This is a genomic window from Acetobacterium malicum subsp. dehalogenans DSM 11527 (genome assembly GCF_000472665.1).
In the GTDB taxonomy this organism is placed as follows: domain Bacteria; phylum Bacillota; class Clostridia; order Eubacteriales; family Eubacteriaceae; genus Acetobacterium; species Acetobacterium malicum.
In genome coordinates, this window is the sequence record NZ_AXAC01000030.1 from 19,943 (window position 1) to 36,624 (window position 16,682).

20 protein-coding genes and 1 tRNA gene are annotated in these 16,682 nt (G+C 44.6%); 17 read left to right on the plus strand and 4 right to left on the minus strand.

The features are described from left to right. Positions 1-199: 199 nt before the first annotated feature. The 17 genes from A3KS_RS0112200 (at position 200) to A3KS_RS0112280 (ending at position 12,867) form a co-directional block, all read left to right on the plus strand. Positions 200-778 (plus strand): HDIG domain-containing metalloprotein, encoded by a 579-nt coding sequence (locus tag A3KS_RS0112200; RefSeq protein ID WP_026395159.1) that lies wholly within the window; start codon positions 200-202, stop codon positions 776-778. Next, complete coding sequence (locus A3KS_RS0112205) at positions 768-2,102, plus strand: CCA tRNA nucleotidyltransferase (RefSeq protein ID WP_026395160.1); 1,335 nt, start codon at positions 768-770, stop codon at positions 2,100-2,102. Before A3KS_RS0112200 ends, A3KS_RS0112205 begins: the two co-directional genes overlap by 11 nt. Next, complete coding sequence (locus A3KS_RS0112210) at positions 2,096-2,884, plus strand: TatD family hydrolase (protein WP_026395161.1); 789 nt, start codon at positions 2,096-2,098, stop codon at positions 2,882-2,884. Before A3KS_RS0112205 ends, A3KS_RS0112210 begins: the two co-directional genes overlap by 7 nt. Positions 2,885-2,992: 108 nt before the next feature. After that, a tRNA-Gln gene (locus tag A3KS_RS0112215) sits at positions 2,993-3,067 on the plus strand. A gap of 162 nt (positions 3,068-3,229) precedes the next feature. Continuing rightward, on the plus strand, positions 3,230-3,343 hold the full coding sequence (locus tag A3KS_RS24045; protein ID WP_242834765.1) for an N-acetylmuramoyl-L-alanine amidase: 114 nt from the start codon (positions 3,230-3,232) through the stop codon (positions 3,341-3,343). A gap of 550 nt (positions 3,344-3,893) precedes the next feature. Continuing rightward, a complete protein-coding gene (locus A3KS_RS21150; RefSeq protein ID WP_207637757.1) occupies positions 3,894-4,643 on the plus strand; it encodes an SDH family Clp fold serine proteinase in 750 nt (249 codons plus the stop codon). A 116-nt stretch (positions 4,644-4,759) separates the two neighbouring features. Then, entirely contained in the window at positions 4,760-4,957 is a 198-nt protein-coding gene (locus A3KS_RS0112225; protein ID WP_026395162.1) for a hypothetical protein, read from the plus strand. 33 nt (positions 4,958-4,990) lie between these two features. Beyond that, positions 4,991-5,254, plus strand: a complete 264-nt coding sequence (locus tag A3KS_RS0112230) for a DUF3467 domain-containing protein (RefSeq protein ID WP_026395163.1) — start codon at positions 4,991-4,993, stop codon at positions 5,252-5,254. Continuing rightward, positions 5,244-5,528, plus strand: a complete 285-nt coding sequence (locus A3KS_RS0112235) for a hypothetical protein (RefSeq protein WP_026395164.1) — start codon at positions 5,244-5,246, stop codon at positions 5,526-5,528. The genes A3KS_RS0112230 and A3KS_RS0112235 overlap by 11 nt, the downstream gene beginning before the upstream one ends. A gap of 8 nt (positions 5,529-5,536) precedes the next feature. Continuing rightward, on the plus strand, positions 5,537-6,079 hold the full coding sequence (locus A3KS_RS0112240; protein ID WP_026395165.1) for a hypothetical protein: 543 nt from the start codon (positions 5,537-5,539) through the stop codon (positions 6,077-6,079). A gap of 326 nt (positions 6,080-6,405) precedes the next feature. Next, a complete protein-coding gene (locus A3KS_RS0112245; RefSeq protein ID WP_026395166.1) occupies positions 6,406-6,615 on the plus strand; it encodes a (Fe-S)-binding protein in 210 nt (69 codons plus the stop codon). Positions 6,616-6,747: 132 nt separating this feature from the next. Then, entirely contained in the window at positions 6,748-7,434 is a 687-nt protein-coding gene (locus A3KS_RS22665; RefSeq protein ID WP_051355846.1) for a 4'-phosphopantetheinyl transferase family protein, read from the plus strand. A gap of 10 nt (positions 7,435-7,444) precedes the next feature. Then, positions 7,445-8,038, plus strand: coding sequence for a chromate transporter (locus tag A3KS_RS0112255; protein WP_026395167.1), 594 nt, complete (start codon positions 7,445-7,447; stop codon positions 8,036-8,038). After that, positions 8,038-8,619 carry a chromate transporter gene (locus A3KS_RS0112260; protein WP_207725395.1) on the plus strand — a complete coding sequence of 194 codons (582 nt, stop codon included), beginning with the start codon at positions 8,038-8,040 and terminating at the stop codon, positions 8,617-8,619. The genes A3KS_RS0112255 and A3KS_RS0112260 overlap by 1 nt, the downstream gene beginning before the upstream one ends. Before the next feature lie 202 nt (positions 8,620-8,821). Next, entirely contained in the window at positions 8,822-9,730 is a 909-nt protein-coding gene (locus tag A3KS_RS0112265) for an FMN-binding protein (protein WP_026395169.1), read from the plus strand. 251 nt (positions 9,731-9,981) lie between these two features. Next, positions 9,982-12,207: a PTS sugar transporter subunit IIABC gene (locus A3KS_RS0112270; RefSeq protein WP_026395170.1), complete on the plus strand. Its 2,226-nt coding sequence runs from the start codon at positions 9,982-9,984 to the stop codon at positions 12,205-12,207. A gap of 156 nt (positions 12,208-12,363) precedes the next feature. Continuing rightward, positions 12,364-12,867: a GNAT family N-acetyltransferase gene (locus A3KS_RS0112280; RefSeq protein ID WP_026395171.1), complete on the plus strand. Its 504-nt coding sequence runs from the start codon at positions 12,364-12,366 to the stop codon at positions 12,865-12,867. Between the two features lie 57 nt (positions 12,868-12,924). Here the strand turns inward: A3KS_RS0112280 and A3KS_RS0112285 are convergent, their stop codons facing one another. Genes A3KS_RS0112285 through A3KS_RS0112300 form a run of 4 tightly spaced genes read right to left on the minus strand, consistent with a single transcriptional unit; the run spans position 12,925 to position 16,610 of the window. Further along, complete coding sequence (locus tag A3KS_RS0112285; RefSeq protein ID WP_026395172.1) at positions 12,925-13,137, minus strand: 4Fe-4S binding protein; 213 nt, start codon at positions 13,135-13,137, stop codon at positions 12,925-12,927. Continuing rightward, on the minus strand, positions 13,130-15,145 hold the full coding sequence (locus tag A3KS_RS0112290; RefSeq protein WP_026395173.1) for an aldehyde ferredoxin oxidoreductase family protein: 2,016 nt from the start codon (positions 15,143-15,145) through the stop codon (positions 13,130-13,132). The genes A3KS_RS0112285 and A3KS_RS0112290 overlap by 8 nt, the downstream gene beginning before the upstream one ends. Beyond that, positions 15,142-15,375 (minus strand): MoaD/ThiS family protein, encoded by a 234-nt coding sequence (locus tag A3KS_RS0112295; protein ID WP_026395174.1) that lies wholly within the window; start codon positions 15,373-15,375, stop codon positions 15,142-15,144. Before A3KS_RS0112295 ends, A3KS_RS0112290 begins: the two co-directional genes overlap by 4 nt. After that, positions 15,375-16,610 carry an iron-containing alcohol dehydrogenase gene (locus A3KS_RS0112300; RefSeq protein ID WP_026395175.1) on the minus strand — a complete coding sequence of 412 codons (1,236 nt, stop codon included), beginning with the start codon at positions 16,608-16,610 and terminating at the stop codon, positions 15,375-15,377. The genes A3KS_RS0112295 and A3KS_RS0112300 overlap by 1 nt, the downstream gene beginning before the upstream one ends. Between the last annotated feature and the right edge of the window lie 72 nt (positions 16,611-16,682).

Genomic DNA, 16,682 nt, shown 5'->3' on the forward strand with positions numbered 1-16,682 from the left:
ATGCAAAAATCCGTGGCAGGGCTTTTTGCGAGTGGTGATGAGCTGAATAAATTGAAACAGGCTTTGTCAGTAAACGACAAACTGTGTTAAAATACACTTAATAAAAAGAAGATTATTGCTGACAGCAAGGCAATTTTTGTTCATTGATGATAAAGTGGCAATCAGCCGAATAATTTAGAAAGAAGGATGAGGAGATAAAATGAGTACACAAATGGATCGAGAAAAAGCGTTGGCATTGTTGAAAGAATATAATGAAAGTGAATCCCTGGTCAATCATGGCCTAGCGGTTTCGGGCGTAATGGCACATTTTGCCAGACTGGAAGGGGAAGACCCCGACTATTGGGGGATTGTCGGGCTGCTTCACGATCTGGATTATGAAAAATATCCGGAGCAACATTGCGTTAAGGTGGTCGAAATACTGGAAGCCAATGATTATGAGAAAGCTTTTATTAACAGCGTCGTCAGTCATGGCTTTGGTCTCTGCGCAGATGTGGAACCCACCCATCAAATGGAAAAAATTCTCTATGCCACCGATGAACTGGCCGGGTTGATCACTGCCTGCGCCTATATGCGGCCCTCCAAAAGTGTCAATGACCTGGAACTGAAATCGGTGAAAAAGAAATTCAAAACCGCCAGTTTTGCCGCCGGGGTCAATCGCGAGGTGGTCACCAAAGGCGCCGAGATGGCCGGTTATTCCCTAGATGAGCTGATGCAGGAAACGATTATGGGAATGCGGGCCGTTGCCGATGACATCGGTCTGGGAAGTAATGAAGCTTAATCTCCCGGTTCCGGTAGAAAAGGCCTTTAAGCAACTGGAAAGCTGTGGATTCTGTGGATATCTGGTGGGCGGCTGTGTCCGGGATTATCTACTGAATACCCCACCGACAGACTTTGATATGACCACCGACGCTACCCCAGCGGAAATAATTGCGTGTTTCGCCGGCTGCCGGGTCGTTGAAACTGGTATCCGCCACGGTACCGTAACGGTCGTGATCGAGGAGATGGCGATCGAAATAACCACCCACCGGATCGAAGGCGAGTATTCGGACAGCCGTCATCCGGATGCGGTGACGTTTACCAGAAACCTGGCCGATGACCTGGCCAGGCGGGATTTTACCATCAACGCGATGGCCTACCATCCCCAAAAAGGTCTGATTGATCTTTATGGCGGAGCTGCTGATCTCAAAAAAAAGATCATCCGCGGGGTTGGTGATCCGCACCAAAGAATGGCTGAGGACGCCCTGCGAATGCTTCGGGGCCTGCGTTTTGGCGCGGTTCTGGGCTTTGCTCTGGAAGCCGAAACTGGCACCGCGATCCGGCAGAATTGTGGACAACTCCGTCATATTTCAGCGGAGCGGATTGCTACTGAACTGAATAAATTAATCTGCGGCAAAAACGCCAAAGCGATCATTCTCGAAGAAACAGCGGTTTTAGGGGTGGTGATCCCGGAACTACTGCCGGCCAAAAACTTTGATCAGATGAATCCTCACCATTGCTATGATGTCTTGACCCATACGGCAGTGGCGATGGAAACCCTGGCGCCGGTGCCGCGGTTGCGGTGGGCCATGCTTTTTCACGACCTGGGAAAACCCCAGACCTTTACCCGGGATGATGCCGGCGTGGGCCATTTTAAAGGTCACAGTAAGGTATCGGAAGCGATGGCCCGGCAGCGCTTAACCGACTTGCGGATTAGTAAAAATACCGTTGATCAGGTCTGTCTGCTGGTAAAATACCACGATACCTTGATTGAGGCCGATAAAACCAGCGTTAAGCGCTGGCTGAATTGCCTGACAGAGCCACTGTTTCGTGATCTGATTGCGATTAAGCGGGGTGATAACCTGGCTCAGGCCCCTGAGTATCATGGACGGTTGGCGTCGCTGGAAAGACTGGCGGCACTGCTGGATCAGGTGATCGCCGAAAAGGCCTGTTTCGCGCTGAAAGATCTGGCCGTCAACGGTAATGATCTGATTGGCCTGGGGATAGAAAACGGGGCCGAAATTGGCCGGATTCTTAAACAACTGTTGGAAGGCGTCATCGAGGAAGCCTATCAAAACAAAAAAGATATTTTAATTGAAAAAGCAAAGGAGATGCATAGATGTTAATTGACAGCCATGCCCATATCGACGATCAAAAATTTAATGAGGACCGCGAAGCGGTGCTGGAAAACGCCCGGGCCGCCGGGGTGGAGCTGATAATCAATCCCGGCGCTGATGAGGCTTCCAGTTTCCGGGCCGTGGCAATGAGTGAAAAATACCCGATGGTTTATGCTACCGTTGGGATTCACCCCCATGATGCCAAGGATTACGATGCCCACAAACACGATGCGCTGTTAACGGAATGGGCCAGCAAAGAAAAGGTGGTGGCCATCGGCGAAATCGGTCTGGACTACCACTATGACTATTCCCCCCGGGATGTCCAACAGGAAGTCTTTATTCGTCAGCTTATCATCGCCAAAGCGGTGGCGCTGCCGATTGTGATCCATAACCGGGAATCGATGGAGGATATGGTTAAGATCTTAAAGGAATACTTTACGCCGGAGTACGGCGGCATTATGCACAGTTACAGCGGTTCGGTGGAAATGGCAAAAGTCTTTCTGGACATGGGCTTCCATCTGTCGATTTCCGGACCGCTGACCTTCAGCAATGCCCGGAAACTGCCGGAAGTTGTTGCGATGATGCCATTGGACCGGTTGCTGATTGAAACGGACAGTCCCTATCTGACCCCCACTCCCCATCGGGGCAAACGGAACGAGCCAGCTTATGTGCGTTTTGTAGCTGCTGAAATTGCCCGGATCCGGGGGATCACGGTGGAAGCGGTGGCGGAGATTACGACTGCAAATGCTAAAAGAGTGTTCGGCATCGCTGAAAAGACAATGGAAAGATAAAAACACTAAAAAACAATAAAAAATGCAAATCAACTGTTCATTTTCCTTGACAATCGAAATAAATTCAGATAAAATGTTTAGCGTACCTTCGGGACAGAAAATGAATAAAGGGGTATCGCCAAGCGGTAAGGCAATGGACTCTGACTCCATCACTCGCAGGTTCGAATCCTGCTACCTCTGCCAAAATGTACTTAAATAGCCACAGATTGAATGTTGTCATCTGACTAACCTTAACGGTTTCCCAGAAGTTTCCACAGCATTTTATCTGTGGCTTTTTTTCGTGCTTTTTTGACTGGCTTTTTCTCACATACAGTCCGTCAATCTTAGTGGCAGCCTGGACTTTTAGTGATTCAAAAACATGAATTGTATGTCCCCAATCATGTTTACCTGTCAGACTGGCCAGTGATCGCCAATAATGCTGGTGCGGATCTGTTTATCAGCATCCACCATAACGGTTAATCGGATCCAAGTTTGTCAACGACTTGTGCGCTCTGATAACTAGGTAATGATGCCGTCGGCTAGCAATGCTTTACTTGAATGATATTTACAACCGGCTAGAGCGACAACAGTGAGGTTTGATCGAAAGGGATAATTCTGACATGACTTATACGAATTGTCTGCTTTAATAATCTCTGAGGTTATGTTTGCTAGTTGTTCAGCTGACTGCGCGCTGTTCATATTTCATATTATGACGGTGCCGAATTGGAAGTTCTGAACATTCTGGATGGTATTTTTGTATATTTTTGATAGGTTAATTTATGACCACATTCGGGTGGTTGATTTTTTAATATTTAATTTACGTTCGTATGCTATTATTAACAGGAAATAGGGTATCTATATTCAAAAAAGAACTTTTTTCACGATCAGGTCAAGAATGTTTCTTTACAAACTGTGTTTAAAGATGTAATATAGCTGTATATACAGATGCGTTGACGAAATTAGCGTATTTTATTATATTTGATGATTGCAAATGATTACATTTCGAATTTGCTGATGAGAGGAAATAATAATGAGTTCTCCGCAAATCATTACTTTTATTCATAATGTTTTAAATCAAAAACTAAATGAAATTGAAAACCATTTTAAGTCTGATATGATATATATCAACGGTCCGATTTCTGATGATTTGCTTGGCGTCTTTTTAGAATGTGTTGAAGAATTAATTGAAGATAAGAACGAAAAACACGACGGAAGACTATTAATTATGTTGACCACGACTGGTGGAAGTGCAGAAGTGGTCGAGAGGTTAGTTAATATTTGTAGAGCAAAATATAATGAAGTTAATTTCTTAGTTCCTGATTATGCTTATAGTGCGGGTACAATATTTTGCATGAGTGGTGACTCGATATATATGGATTATTCGAGTGTTTTGGGACCGATTGATCCTCAAGTAATGAATAAGGATGGAAAGTATGTAGCTGCGCTAGGTTATTTGGATAAGATGAGGGAATTTGTAGAAAAATCCCAAATTCAACAATTAAGTGAGGCTGAGTTTTTAATGCTAAAAGAGATGGATTTAGCAGAATTAAGATCATTTGAACAAGCGGTTGAGCTAACTACCGATTTGCTAAAAGATTGGTTAGTGAGGTATAAATTCAAAAATTGGGATAAACACAGTGATAATACTGATGTTACTGAAGAAGATAAGGTAGGGCGGGCGGTTGAAATTGCTCAGAAATTAGCAGATTATAAAGAATGGAAGACTCACGGGAGACCACTTAATATCGAAACACTAACTAATCTAAAATTAAGGGTCTAAGATTATTCGAATGATAATAATCTTAGACCCTTAATTAGAGATTATTATAATTATGCTCAACAGTACATGGGATTGATTGGCTATGGTGGATTTATTCATACAAGGAGGCATATATAATGGGGATTACAAATGATATTGAAAAAATCATAAAAGAATTCGATAAAAATACTGATTATGCTAAAATGGAAATAAATCTTGGGAAAATACTAAAAGAAGAACATAAAAAATATATATTGTTTCCAGTTGATAAACCCAAGGAAATGATTTGTAGCTATCACTGTGAAAGAAGTAACTTACTAAGAAAAGAACTTTAACATTTAATGTGATATTGAGGTAAAGGTGGTAATATGGGAACAAAAAGCAAAGATTTTTATACCAATAGTATAGGTATAAACTCAACCTTATTTGAGTTTTCAATTGATTTTGGGAGAGAAACAGTATACCAGAATGAAAATGGAGATATTGAGAAAACTTATGATAAAGTTGCGAAAATAAGAATGAGTCCTCAATTAGCTAAAGTTTTATCGGAAATACTTGCAGAGCATATAAATAATTTTGAAAATGAATTAGGTCCAATTTCTCAGATAAGAGGTGAGAAAAATGAAAATTGAGAATTTTCAACTAAAGCATGATAGTATTCCTGAAAGTATGCATAAAACGTCAACAAGTAAAAATCCTATTTTTTTAAGTAAGAACATGGATGAATTCTCGTTATCGAAATCAAACTTTATGATAGGTGATAGTAAACTTGGGACAAGAAATACAAATAAACAAGCGCTTTTCATTCCAAAAGATAAAGCAGATAAGTTTATTAATTCAAAACCCAAGAAAGATTTATTGGATAGACATCGCAGAATAGCGCAAATGTATTCAGAAGGAAAGTGATTTAGATATTGGAATTAGGATTCTCTAAACAAATTAGATTAATATCAAGTGATCTTATTGAGGGGAATATAGGTTTTGATTGCGGAGATCAGGTATTTAATGAATATTTGTTTAAAAAAGCGATAAATGATTTAGAAGCGGTTACATACCTTTTTCTTGATAATATGGATGAATCGAGGATTGTAGGGTATTTCTCTTTATCCTGCTCATGTATTGTAGTAGAGAGTAGTAAATCAAAAACACAATATCCAGCCGTTGAAATAAGCATGTTAGCATTAGACAAAAGATATCAGAAAAAAGTATATCAAAAAGAAGTATCGTCTGAAGATTGTTTGACATACAGCGATATTTTAATTTCGACTGCCATTGATACAGTTAGAGTTTTTACCGATAAAATTTGTGGCGCAACACATATTACATTGTATTCTTTAAACGATGAGAAGGCTTTGAAGTTTTACAAGCGAAATGGATTTGAAGATTATGCAGAATCTTTTTTTAAAAAAAGTAATTTTTTTTCGCAGAAATGTGTTCCTTTATTTCTTGAAATGTAAAAATCTAATTTCTCCACATATTTTTTTAAATAAGCGAGAAGTACAAATAGCAGATCTGTAACGGTCTGCTATTTTATTATTGATATCAATATAGAACGGATTTGTTATGAAAAAAATGCGCTTTTTATGAAATAGTAAGATGAATTTGGTAAGGAAGTTTATGTTTATTTTAATGATTGCAAAATTTGACCAGAGCGGCATAACCTTGATGGAGATTCTATAGCCTGACGACAGAATATTTGATGTGAATCTTGAAGTCCGTCTAGCTCCATCAATAGCGGTTGGTGTAAGATCAGTCATCATGGAGTATAAAAGGGGAATTAATTATGTCAGATCAGAAAATCAGTGTTTTTGATATTTACGAATACCTGCCTCAAACGAGTTGTAAGAACTGCGGTGAAAACAACTGTATGGCCTTTGCTGAAAAATTATTACAAGGAAAAAAAACCATCGGTGCGTGTTCGGCGCTCAGAATAGCAATTAATGAAGAAAACCGCCAAGAAATTCAGAAATTAATGGATACAAATAGGGATTAGAGCAGACCGACAGTGACTCATTGTTTGTCTGCTCTTATCTTTTTATAGTATAATGTAAGCTAACAGAGAACAGGACGCCTGTTATGAAGCAAAGAATTACATGGCCTGAAGCAGGCATAAAATGGAGTGAAAATGGAAGTCACAAAAACTCGAATATTTATCGCCGATGTTAGGATCTTGAATGAGCCCCACCGCTTGGCTACAGCAATGCAAGTGGTCTCGCAAGCGCGGCGGGAAAAAGCCACGCGGCTTAAAACACCGGGAGCTAAAGCTTTGTCAGTGGGCGCGGAAATGCTACTTCAACAAGCGCTGGAATGCGTCCATGGCATCAGTGGAACGCTGAGGATAGCACCAGGAGAAGATGGTAAACCGATGTTATCAGATTATCCGGACATTCATTTTAACCTGTCCCATTCGGGCCATTATGTGGTCTGTGGTCTCGGATTCCAGCCGGTGGGGGTGGACATTCAAAAAATGGAGCGACCGAATCTAAAACTGGCCCGGCGATTTTTTGCTTCCTCAGAGGCTGATTGGCTCTTGGCACTGCCGGCTGCAAAACAGACCCGAGGTTTTTATGATCTCTGGGCACTGAAGGAAGCCTATATGAAGTACACCGGCAAGGGATTCAAACTGCCATTGCACGCATTTCAGGTCGACTGTCAAAATGAATCAGCAATCAATCCGGGGGCTCTTATCGTAGTAGACGGTAACAGCATGGCGGTGGTGATAAAAAATTATCCCGAGCTGGAAAACTATGTTTTGTGGGGTGTCACTGATAGGATCGGTTTTCAGGAAAAATTAGAATGGATCAGCTTATAGGGGGAATCACGTGGAATCGAAGACGAGTCTAAAAGAAAAACTTTTAACTGTATTTATCACCTTTTTTAAAATCGGCCTGTTCACCTTTGGCGGTGGCTATGCGATGATCCCGCTGATTGAGTATGAAACGGTAGAGCGGCATCATTGGATTGACAGCAAGGATATTTTAGATATCTTTGCCATTGCCGAAGCGACCCCCGGAGTCATTGCCATCAATACGGCAACCTTTGTCGGTTATAAGGTCGCCGGCTTCTGGGGCTCCCTGTCGGCCACTCTGGGGGTGGTGATCCCTTCATTCACGATTATCAGTATCATTGCCCTGTTTTTCCAGGAATTTCAAAGCCTTGAGTGGGTCGGCTACGCCTTTAAAGGTGTTCGGGCTGGCGTCATCGTTTTAATCCTGGGGGCTGTGGTTAAGATGGGCAAAAAGGGAGAATACACGCCGCTGACGGTGCTGATTTTAATCCTGGCCTTTGGGCTGGCTTCATTTACCGATATCAATGTCATTTATCTGTTGTTAGGTGGTGCCGTGACCGGTCTTTTTTATCAGCTCTGGCAGAATCGAAAAATTGCGAACGGGAAAAAAACCGGGGAGGATAAATAATGTATCTGGAACTATTTATCACTTTTTTCAAAATAGGCTTATTTACCATCGGCGGTGGTTACGCCATGATTCCGCTGATTCAGCAGGAAGTGGTGGCCCACGGCTGGTTGACGCTATTGGAACTGACCGATTTTATTGCTGTGGCAGAGTCCACCCCCGGGCCCTTTGCGGTGAATATTGCCACTTTTGTGGGAATGGAAATGGGTGGACTTCCAGGTGCGCTGGTAACAACCACAGCCGTGGTGCTACCCTCGTTTATCATTATTCTTTTCATCGCTAAAGCATTTACCAATTTTCAGCAGAATAAATGGGTTCAGGGAACCCTTTATGGCATGCGGCCAGTGGTGATTGGTCTGATTGCCGCGGCGGTGCTGTTGCTGATGTCCACCGGGTTTATTGGCGAGGGGGCTGAAATTCACTCGGTGGGTGATTTTTTTGCCAGCCTTCAATATCTGGAAATTACTATTTTTATCATTGGCAGCTTTTTCTATTTCCGGTTTAAATTGCATCCGATCAAACTTATTTTGATTTCAGCCGGTTTGGGAATGTTGTTTTTTGGTGTAGTGCCAATGTTTTATTAATTGATAGGATCTATTTTTAAATAGGTCTTATTTTTTTGGGATGGATTAAAATGTAAGGAGCTTTGTTTGGGGAATCAGCTTAAACAATAATTAATCCGGTCGCCTCGTCACATAGATATCACAAAAGGATGATAAGCTAATTAAAAATGACACAAAGATGTCATAATCGTCTGCTATGATAAGAAAAAAAGGAGGAATTGAGATGACCGTTATCATTAATGTATTAACTGCCTGGTTAAGCGTCATTTTTGCCGTTTTACTGGCAATCATCTATTTATTGCGAATTGTCAATAAGGGACAAAGAAAAAATAAATTCATCGCTAAAATTAACCGTAATCTGAGAAATTCACATAAAACAATGGGAATCGCTTTTGTAATCACCGCCTGTATCCATGGATTCTTTTCCTCGGGAGCCATTCTGTCATTTAATTTTGGGACCCTGTGCATGGCAATGGGAGTGCTGTTGGGACTAACTTATATGCTCAGAAAATTGTTTCCCCGAAAATGCACCTGGATCAAACCCCATCGCTGGTTAACGGTGGTGCTGATTGTCTTTCTGGGAATCCATCTCTGGGAAGTTGGCGGAATCATGGGTCCGGAAGCTTTTTTTAATAGTTCGTTAAAGGAAGTGGAGACTTCGGTGGCAAAATTGTATGGAACTGAAACGGTATCGGCTGCCGCTGTGAATAGTCAAACCGATCCAGTATCGTCTGAAGATTCTAGCACTGCCACGGCTGAAAGTACTCCAGCAACAACGACGGATTCAACCGTGACCGATACGGTGGTTACCAAGGCCAATCTATTTTTGGACAGTGTTGATTTGAGCGATGGTACCTATATCGGTGTGGCTGAAGGTTATGGACCGGAGCTGACGGTCAGTGTCACAGTGGCTGAAAATGTGATTACCGCTGTTTCAGTGGTCTCTCACAACGAAAACAATGTAAAATATTATGGCAAGGCCATTGATGCGGTGCCGGCAGCTATTATCGCCGCCCAGACCCCGGTGGTTGACACCATTTCCGGAGCAACCTATACATCAAACGGGATTATGCAGGCGGTCATTAACGCCCTGACACCAGCGGTCATTTCCGGGACCCTGCCCAGCCTGTAAAATTTCGGCAGGAATTAAAGTTATCAACTTGACAAAAATCTGAAATCAAGATATTATTTTTAGATAATTGAAACATTTCAATTACGTTACTGAACGATTAGACGCCCATACCTGTAAATTTGCCAGCGCGGTCAATTTACAGGTATGGGTGTCTTTTTTATGAAAAAAAACTTCTTCAATATTTTGAAAGAAAAGGGGTAATACTATTTAAGAAGAAAAAATAGAAAAGACCGGAGAAAGAGGCGATTATTGTGAAAGATAAAATTTTTGGTGTGTTACAGCGAGTGGGGCGATCCTTCATGTTGCCCATTGCTTTGTTGCCGGTGGCCGGACTGCTATTGGGGATTGGTGGTTCATTTACTAATGTAACCATGCTCGAATCCTACAATCTGATGGGCGTTATGGGGCCGGGAACGATTGTAAATGATATTCTTAGTATCATGCTTGCGGCCGGTAATATTATCTTTGCCAATCTGCCCATCATCTTTGCTATGGGTGTTGCCATTGGGATGGCTAAACAAGAAAAAGCAGTGGCTGCGCTGGCCGGCGTAATTGGATTTTTAGTCATGCATGCGGTGATCGGGGCACTGATTACCATTACCGGAACCTATACCCCAGAAACCTTGCAAACTGCCAATGATCTGGCTAAGTTGGCCGCGGAGAAAAGCGGCAGCGCAATGGTTCCGATGATGGCGAACAAAATGTTGCCAAGCGGATCAATTGCTGAGGTGGTAGGAATTGCATCATTGCAAATGGGCGTATTTGGAGGAATTCTGGTTGGTTTGGTAACGGCCGCTCTACATAACCGCTTCTACAAGGTAGAATTCCCACCGGTGGTATCATTCTTTGGTGGCACTCGTTTTGTCCCTATTATTACGGCCCTGGTCTTTTTATTTATTGGTGGATTAATGTTCTTTTTGTGGCCATTTATTCAAAATGGCATTTATGCTATTGGCGGTCTGGTGGTGGCATCCGGATATTTTGGTACCTTCATCTATGGCTTTATCGAACGAGCATTGATTCCCTTTGGGTTGCATCATGTTTTTTATCTGCCTTTCTGGCAAACCGGATTGGGTGGATCAATGGTGGTGGACGGTGTTTTGGTTGAGGGGGCTCAAAACATCTTCTTTGCGCAATTGGCAAGCCCTGATGTCACTCACTTTTCAGTGGAAGCCACCCGTTTCATGTCGGGTAAATTCCCGTTTATGATTTTTGGATTGCCTGGGGCCGCTTTGGCCATGTATAAATGCGCCAAAACCAATAAACAAAAAGCAGTTGGGGGGTTATTGATATCGGCGGCGCTAACCGCTATGATCACTGGTATCACCGAGCCAATTGAGTTTACATTTTTATTTGTAGCCCCATTTTTATATGTTATCCATTGTATCTTTGCCGGCTTGTCTTATATGTTTATGCATATGCTGAATGTTGGGGTTGGGATGACCTTTTCAGGCGGAATTATTGACCTTACCCTGTTTGGCATTCTCCAGGGAAATGCCAAGACAAATTGGATATATATTGTTATCGTGGGAGCCGGTTATTTTATTCTCTATTATTTTTTATTTAAGATCTTAATCAACAAATTTAATCTCAAAACCCCGGGTCGTGAGGAGGAAGACGAGGAAACCAAGCTTTATACCCGGGCCGATTATGAGAAAGAAAAAAATAAAGGTAAGGATCAGAATCTTGGATCCAGTGATCCTGGATCGGCAATGATTGTCAACGGGTTAGGTGGAAAGACGAACATCAGTGATCTGGACTCATGCGCAACCCGGCTTCGGGTGACCGTGCTGGATGGGGAAAAGGTTGATGAAAAAATCCTCAAGCTTTCCGGAGCAGTGGGGGTCATCCAAAAAGGGAATGGGGTTCAGGTTATTTACGGACCGAAGGTCACCGTTATAAAATCAAAATTGGAAGAATATCTGGAAAGCTCGGAAAGTGACCTGGAAACAGTGATCCCAATCGATGAAAAATTGCCTGAAAAAGAGGTAATAACTGAAACGAAAGAAGCTAAAATAAAAACCCGGGAAATTTTTTCCGCACCTATCGATGGTGATTTACAGAGTATTACCGCAGCGCCGGATGAGGGCTTCAGCAGCAAAATGGTGGGGGACGGGATTGTCATATTTCCCACGGGCGATACCATCTATGCCCCCTGTGATGGCGATGTTACCCTAGTTTTTCCAACTAAACATGCCATCGGACTGACCAGTTTGGATGGCACCGAGATACTTATTCATGTGGGGATTGATACCGTCAAACTGGAAGGGCAGGGATTTGATGTTTTTGTCAAAACCGGAGATAAGGTCAAAAAAGGAGATCTTCTGATGAAGGTGGATATGGAATATCTGGCAGATCACGCCCCTTCAACAGCCATCCCGATTGTTGTTACTAATTTAACTGAAGAGCAAAAGATAACGATCATTAAGAGTGGTGTTATTAAAAGCAATGAAGAGGCTTTTGCCATTGAATCCTGATCAGACTTATGGGTGCCAACGAATTTGCGCAAAGGATTGGACCGCTCACAGCGAAATAAATTTGTCAGCCCGCATGTTGCAGTCAGACCAAAAAATGACAGATGTCAGAGATTTGGTTTGGCATAACATGACTTATATCATACAGGAGGAAGAAAGATGAAATTTGAGTTAAGAGATTGGAAACTGGATGATGCAGAAAATCTTGTGCGTTATGCCAATAACCCCAAGGTTGCCTGCTTCTTAAGAAACTCTTTTCCATCACCCTACACATTGGACGATGCCCACATGTTTATCGACCAGTGCATGCACCGTGATCAGACTAAACAGTCGATCAAAGCCATTGTCATTGATAATGAGCCGATCGGTTCGGTGGGATTGTTGATTCAGGACGATGTCAGTTGTAAGACGGCCGAGTTGGGATACTGGTTGGGTGAACCATTCTGGGGAAAAGGGATTATGACCAAAGCCATTATTCAAACCTGTGAAAATGGATTCGCCAATTTTGATATTTTCAGAATTTACGGCCGACCTTTTGTGGATAATGTCGGCTCCCGGAAGGCCCTGGAAAAGGCCGGATTCCAACTGGAAGGAGTTTGTAAGAAAGCAATATTCAAGAACGGAAAGATCACCGACTATTGTATGTATGCCTTGATTAAGTGAAATAGCACAATAAAAAAGATGCTGAGTGATGTAAAAATCATGCAGCATCTTTTTTTATCACATCATCCGGATCGCTTCCATCGGGCAGGCTTTGGCACAGCGGGTGCAACCGGTGCAGCGGTAGTATTCATCCAGCACGGGGTAGGCTTTCTGGTAGCGGTCGATATCGGTTTTACGCAGGGCGATGCAGCTCAGTGGACAATCACCAGAGCAGATACCGCAAGCCATGCAGAGCTCATAATCGATGACGGGTTTTTTCTTATCAGCCATGGGTTACGCCCTCCATTTCCAGATCGCAGAAGCCCAGGTCCTCAAGGGCGGTTTTGGTGGGGATGCCGGTTTTTTTATCCCAGCCCATAAACTGGTAGTGAACACTCATCATGGCATCCAGATCAAAACTTTTACCTTTTAGAGGTCCTGTTGTTAAGGGTGGGTTGCCGCTAAGACGTGGGTTCATTTTAAAATCGCGAGGGTTGATCCCTTCTCGGACATTAAAGGCCTGGCGTAGGGTTTGCATCCGCAGACCGATGGTCATGTATTCGTTGGCGGTTTTCTGCCAGCCGGTGGCAGCGTTGAGATAGTCAAAAAGTTTAAAGTGATTCAGTCCGCTGACCAGCGCAAAAAAACAGCCGCCGGAGCCATCGAGAATCTGTTTGATACAGGCGTTGATCATTGATTTCAGGCCGACCTGATTGTTAGCCTCGTACTCATCGTTTTTATCCTCACCCAGTTTAACCTTGGGCGCCCAGGTTACATCTTCCCAGATTCGCATATAGGTGTAATAACTGCCGGCACCAATGGTGTGGCGGCCGGGAGTCGGGTCACAGGAATAGTGGATGCCGAGGATCGGATCCAGCCGGGGATCATGCATACCCGGTTCCTGCCCACCGGCGTGGATCGCCAGCGGCGCGGATTCAAGGCCCAGGATAGCACTGGCTTTTTTAACGCCGTGCTGGAGAATGGCACCAAAGCCGACTCCGGCAATCATTTGTTCGACTAGGGTGACGATTGCTTCAGTATTGCCCCAGGTGAGATCCAGTCCACCGGTGACTTCCGGGCTTAACCAGCCTTTTTCGTAACATTCCATAGCAAAGGCGATGGTATTTCCAGCTGAAATACTGTCCATCCCGCCGCGGTTGAGGAGTTCGTTGATAATAAAAATGGAATCGCGATCTTTATTTAACAGCAGTGACCCAAAAGCGGCGACGGTTTCGTATTCCGGTTTATGAGTGTGCGAAAAACGGCCTTTTGAGATGCCGTTGATATCGCAGACCCCGCCACAGCCAATCACGCAGGAATAACAGTGATACTTTTTGGTTTCATGCTTTTGGATTTGGTCGGGATTCATATGACGGTACTTGCGATGGGGAAAATCGACCACTGAACCCTTCCAGTTTTTGACCGGGGTGTCGCCCATGGTCATACCCATGGTGTTGGTAAAGCCAGTACCCCATTTTTTGATGATGGCAGTGGATAACATCCCGTCAATGGGGATGGCCTTATCAGTCGCGACCATCGATTTTCCCATCATCGGCAGCATCGCCCCGCTGGCCAGTGAGGGCAGATTGGCGGCCTTGATTTTTCGGGCATAATCCCGGCTGATCGCTTTGAGGGTCTGGGGATCCTGGGAACGGATCATTTTTGAACCAGCCAGGACCACGGCCTTCAGTTTTTTCGACCCCATCACGGTGCCGACTCCCGACCGGGCCGCCATCCGGCCGCCATCGTTGGAAATTCCGGCGATCAGCGACTGGTGTTCGCCGGCCGGGCCGATGGTGGCAATGGCCAACTTTTTGTTAGTCGTGACTTTCTGATTGATGGCGGCTTCGGTTGCCACCGTGTCCAGTCCCCAAAGATCACTGGCATCCAGAAGCTGGGGGCCGTTATTATCGATAAAAAGCATTTTGGGAGTTGGTGCCTGACCCTTAAAAAAGATACCGTCATAGCCGCTTTGCTTGAGCGCCGGCGAAAAGGTGCCGCCGCAATTGGCATCGCCGAAACCACCGGTGAGGGGGGACTTACAGACGGCCAGCCAGCGTCCGGTCATAAAACTACCGGTACCGGTGAGGAGTCCGCTGACAAAGCCGAGGATATTCTTCGGCCCCAGGGGATCGGCTCCCTGGGGGATATATTTATAAAGGATATAGGCGCCCAGGCCCACCCCGGAAAGAAAATGTTCGTAAATCACGTCGGGGATTTCAATTTCTTCAAAGGTGGAATCGGAAAGATCCACCATCAGTATTTTGCCGCAATAGCCTTTCAAAAAATTACCTCTCATCCTCCAGTAAGGGGGAGCATAAAACTGATCACATCTCCGTCTTTTAACTGGGTATTCAATTTCACCCGCTGGTAGTTGACCTGGCAGATCACCAGCGGCTGTAACACCAGGGGGATTTTCAGCCGTCGATAAACGCTGAACAGCCGGGTCCCGGGGGGCAGTACCATCATGCCATCCTCATCCAGAACAGTGAGGCTGGCAAAGGGTGGGGGATAGACCTGAACCTTCATTAAGCCTCGGGTGCCGTTTCCGGACAAAGCTGGGTCAGAATCTCACAGCATTCCTGATAATGCATAATCCGGGGCACCGGGTAGGTGGGGTTGCCTTCTTTAAGAATTCGTTTGGCCAGTTCAGGAATATCTTTTTCCTTCAGAGCATAAATGGTGGTGGGAATACCCATGTTGGCATTCATTGCTTTTATTTTTTCAATCAATAGCTCCGCTAGGGTTTCATCATCGTTCATGGCTTCACCCAGACCGGCATAAAAAGCCAGCTCAGCCAGTTTTTTCTGGGCTGCTTTTTTTGAAAAATCGAGCACATAAGGCAGAATAATCGCATTGGCCAAACCGTGGGGAACTCCATAAAAACCACCCATGGCATGGGCGATGGCATGGACGTAGCCGACATAGGCCCGGGTGAAGGCCAGTCCGGCATCAAAGGAGGCCTGGGCCATTTTCAGCCGCAGCTCAAGGTCCTGGCCATTATGGTAGGTGTCTTCCAGATTATTGATAATAATTTCGGTGGCATTGAGGGCTTTTTCTTTGACAAAGGCGGTATCATATTTTCCGATATAGGATTCCACCGCATGGGTCAGGGCGTCTATGCCGGTGGTGGCCGTCAGGGAGGGTGGCAGTCCGACCATCAGTTCGGGATCAAAAACTGTGGCCAGGGGCACCAGCTTAGGGTCGTTAATGGCAAATTTAGCGTGATTTTTAACGTCGGTAATCACGGCGCAGATGGTTGCTTCGGAACCGGTTCCGGAGGTGGTGGGGATGGCGAAAAACGGCGGTAGTCGGCGGGTCAGTTTAAAAAGCCCGCGCATCTTTTCGATGCTTTTGCGGTTGGTGACCTTGGCGGCAATGATTTTGGCGCAGTCGATCGGAGAACCACCGCCGAAGGCCACCACGCCCTGGCAGTTGCTGCTGTAATACAGGGCCAAACCATCTTCGACATTTTCGAAGGTGGGGTTGGGCTGAACCTTGTCAAAAACAATGGCATCGATGCCGTTGGTTTCCAGGGCACATAAAAAAGAATCCAGTAAACCCATGGAATAAAGGGGCTTGTCGGTGACAACCAGAACCTTGGTTACTCCCGATATCTTGATAACCTCGGGAAAACGCCGAACCATGCCAGGGCCCTGAAGAACTGGGGGAATCGGTAGCGGCAGCACCTGGGCGACTTGCTTCATCACTAACTGGGAACTGCGGTAAGGAACGTCTTGAAAAATATTAAGTACTCTTTGCATCAGGTAACCTCCATTTTGTTACGGTAGCATTGGATTAAATTGTTTATCGGATCATGGTAGCTTTGGACAACC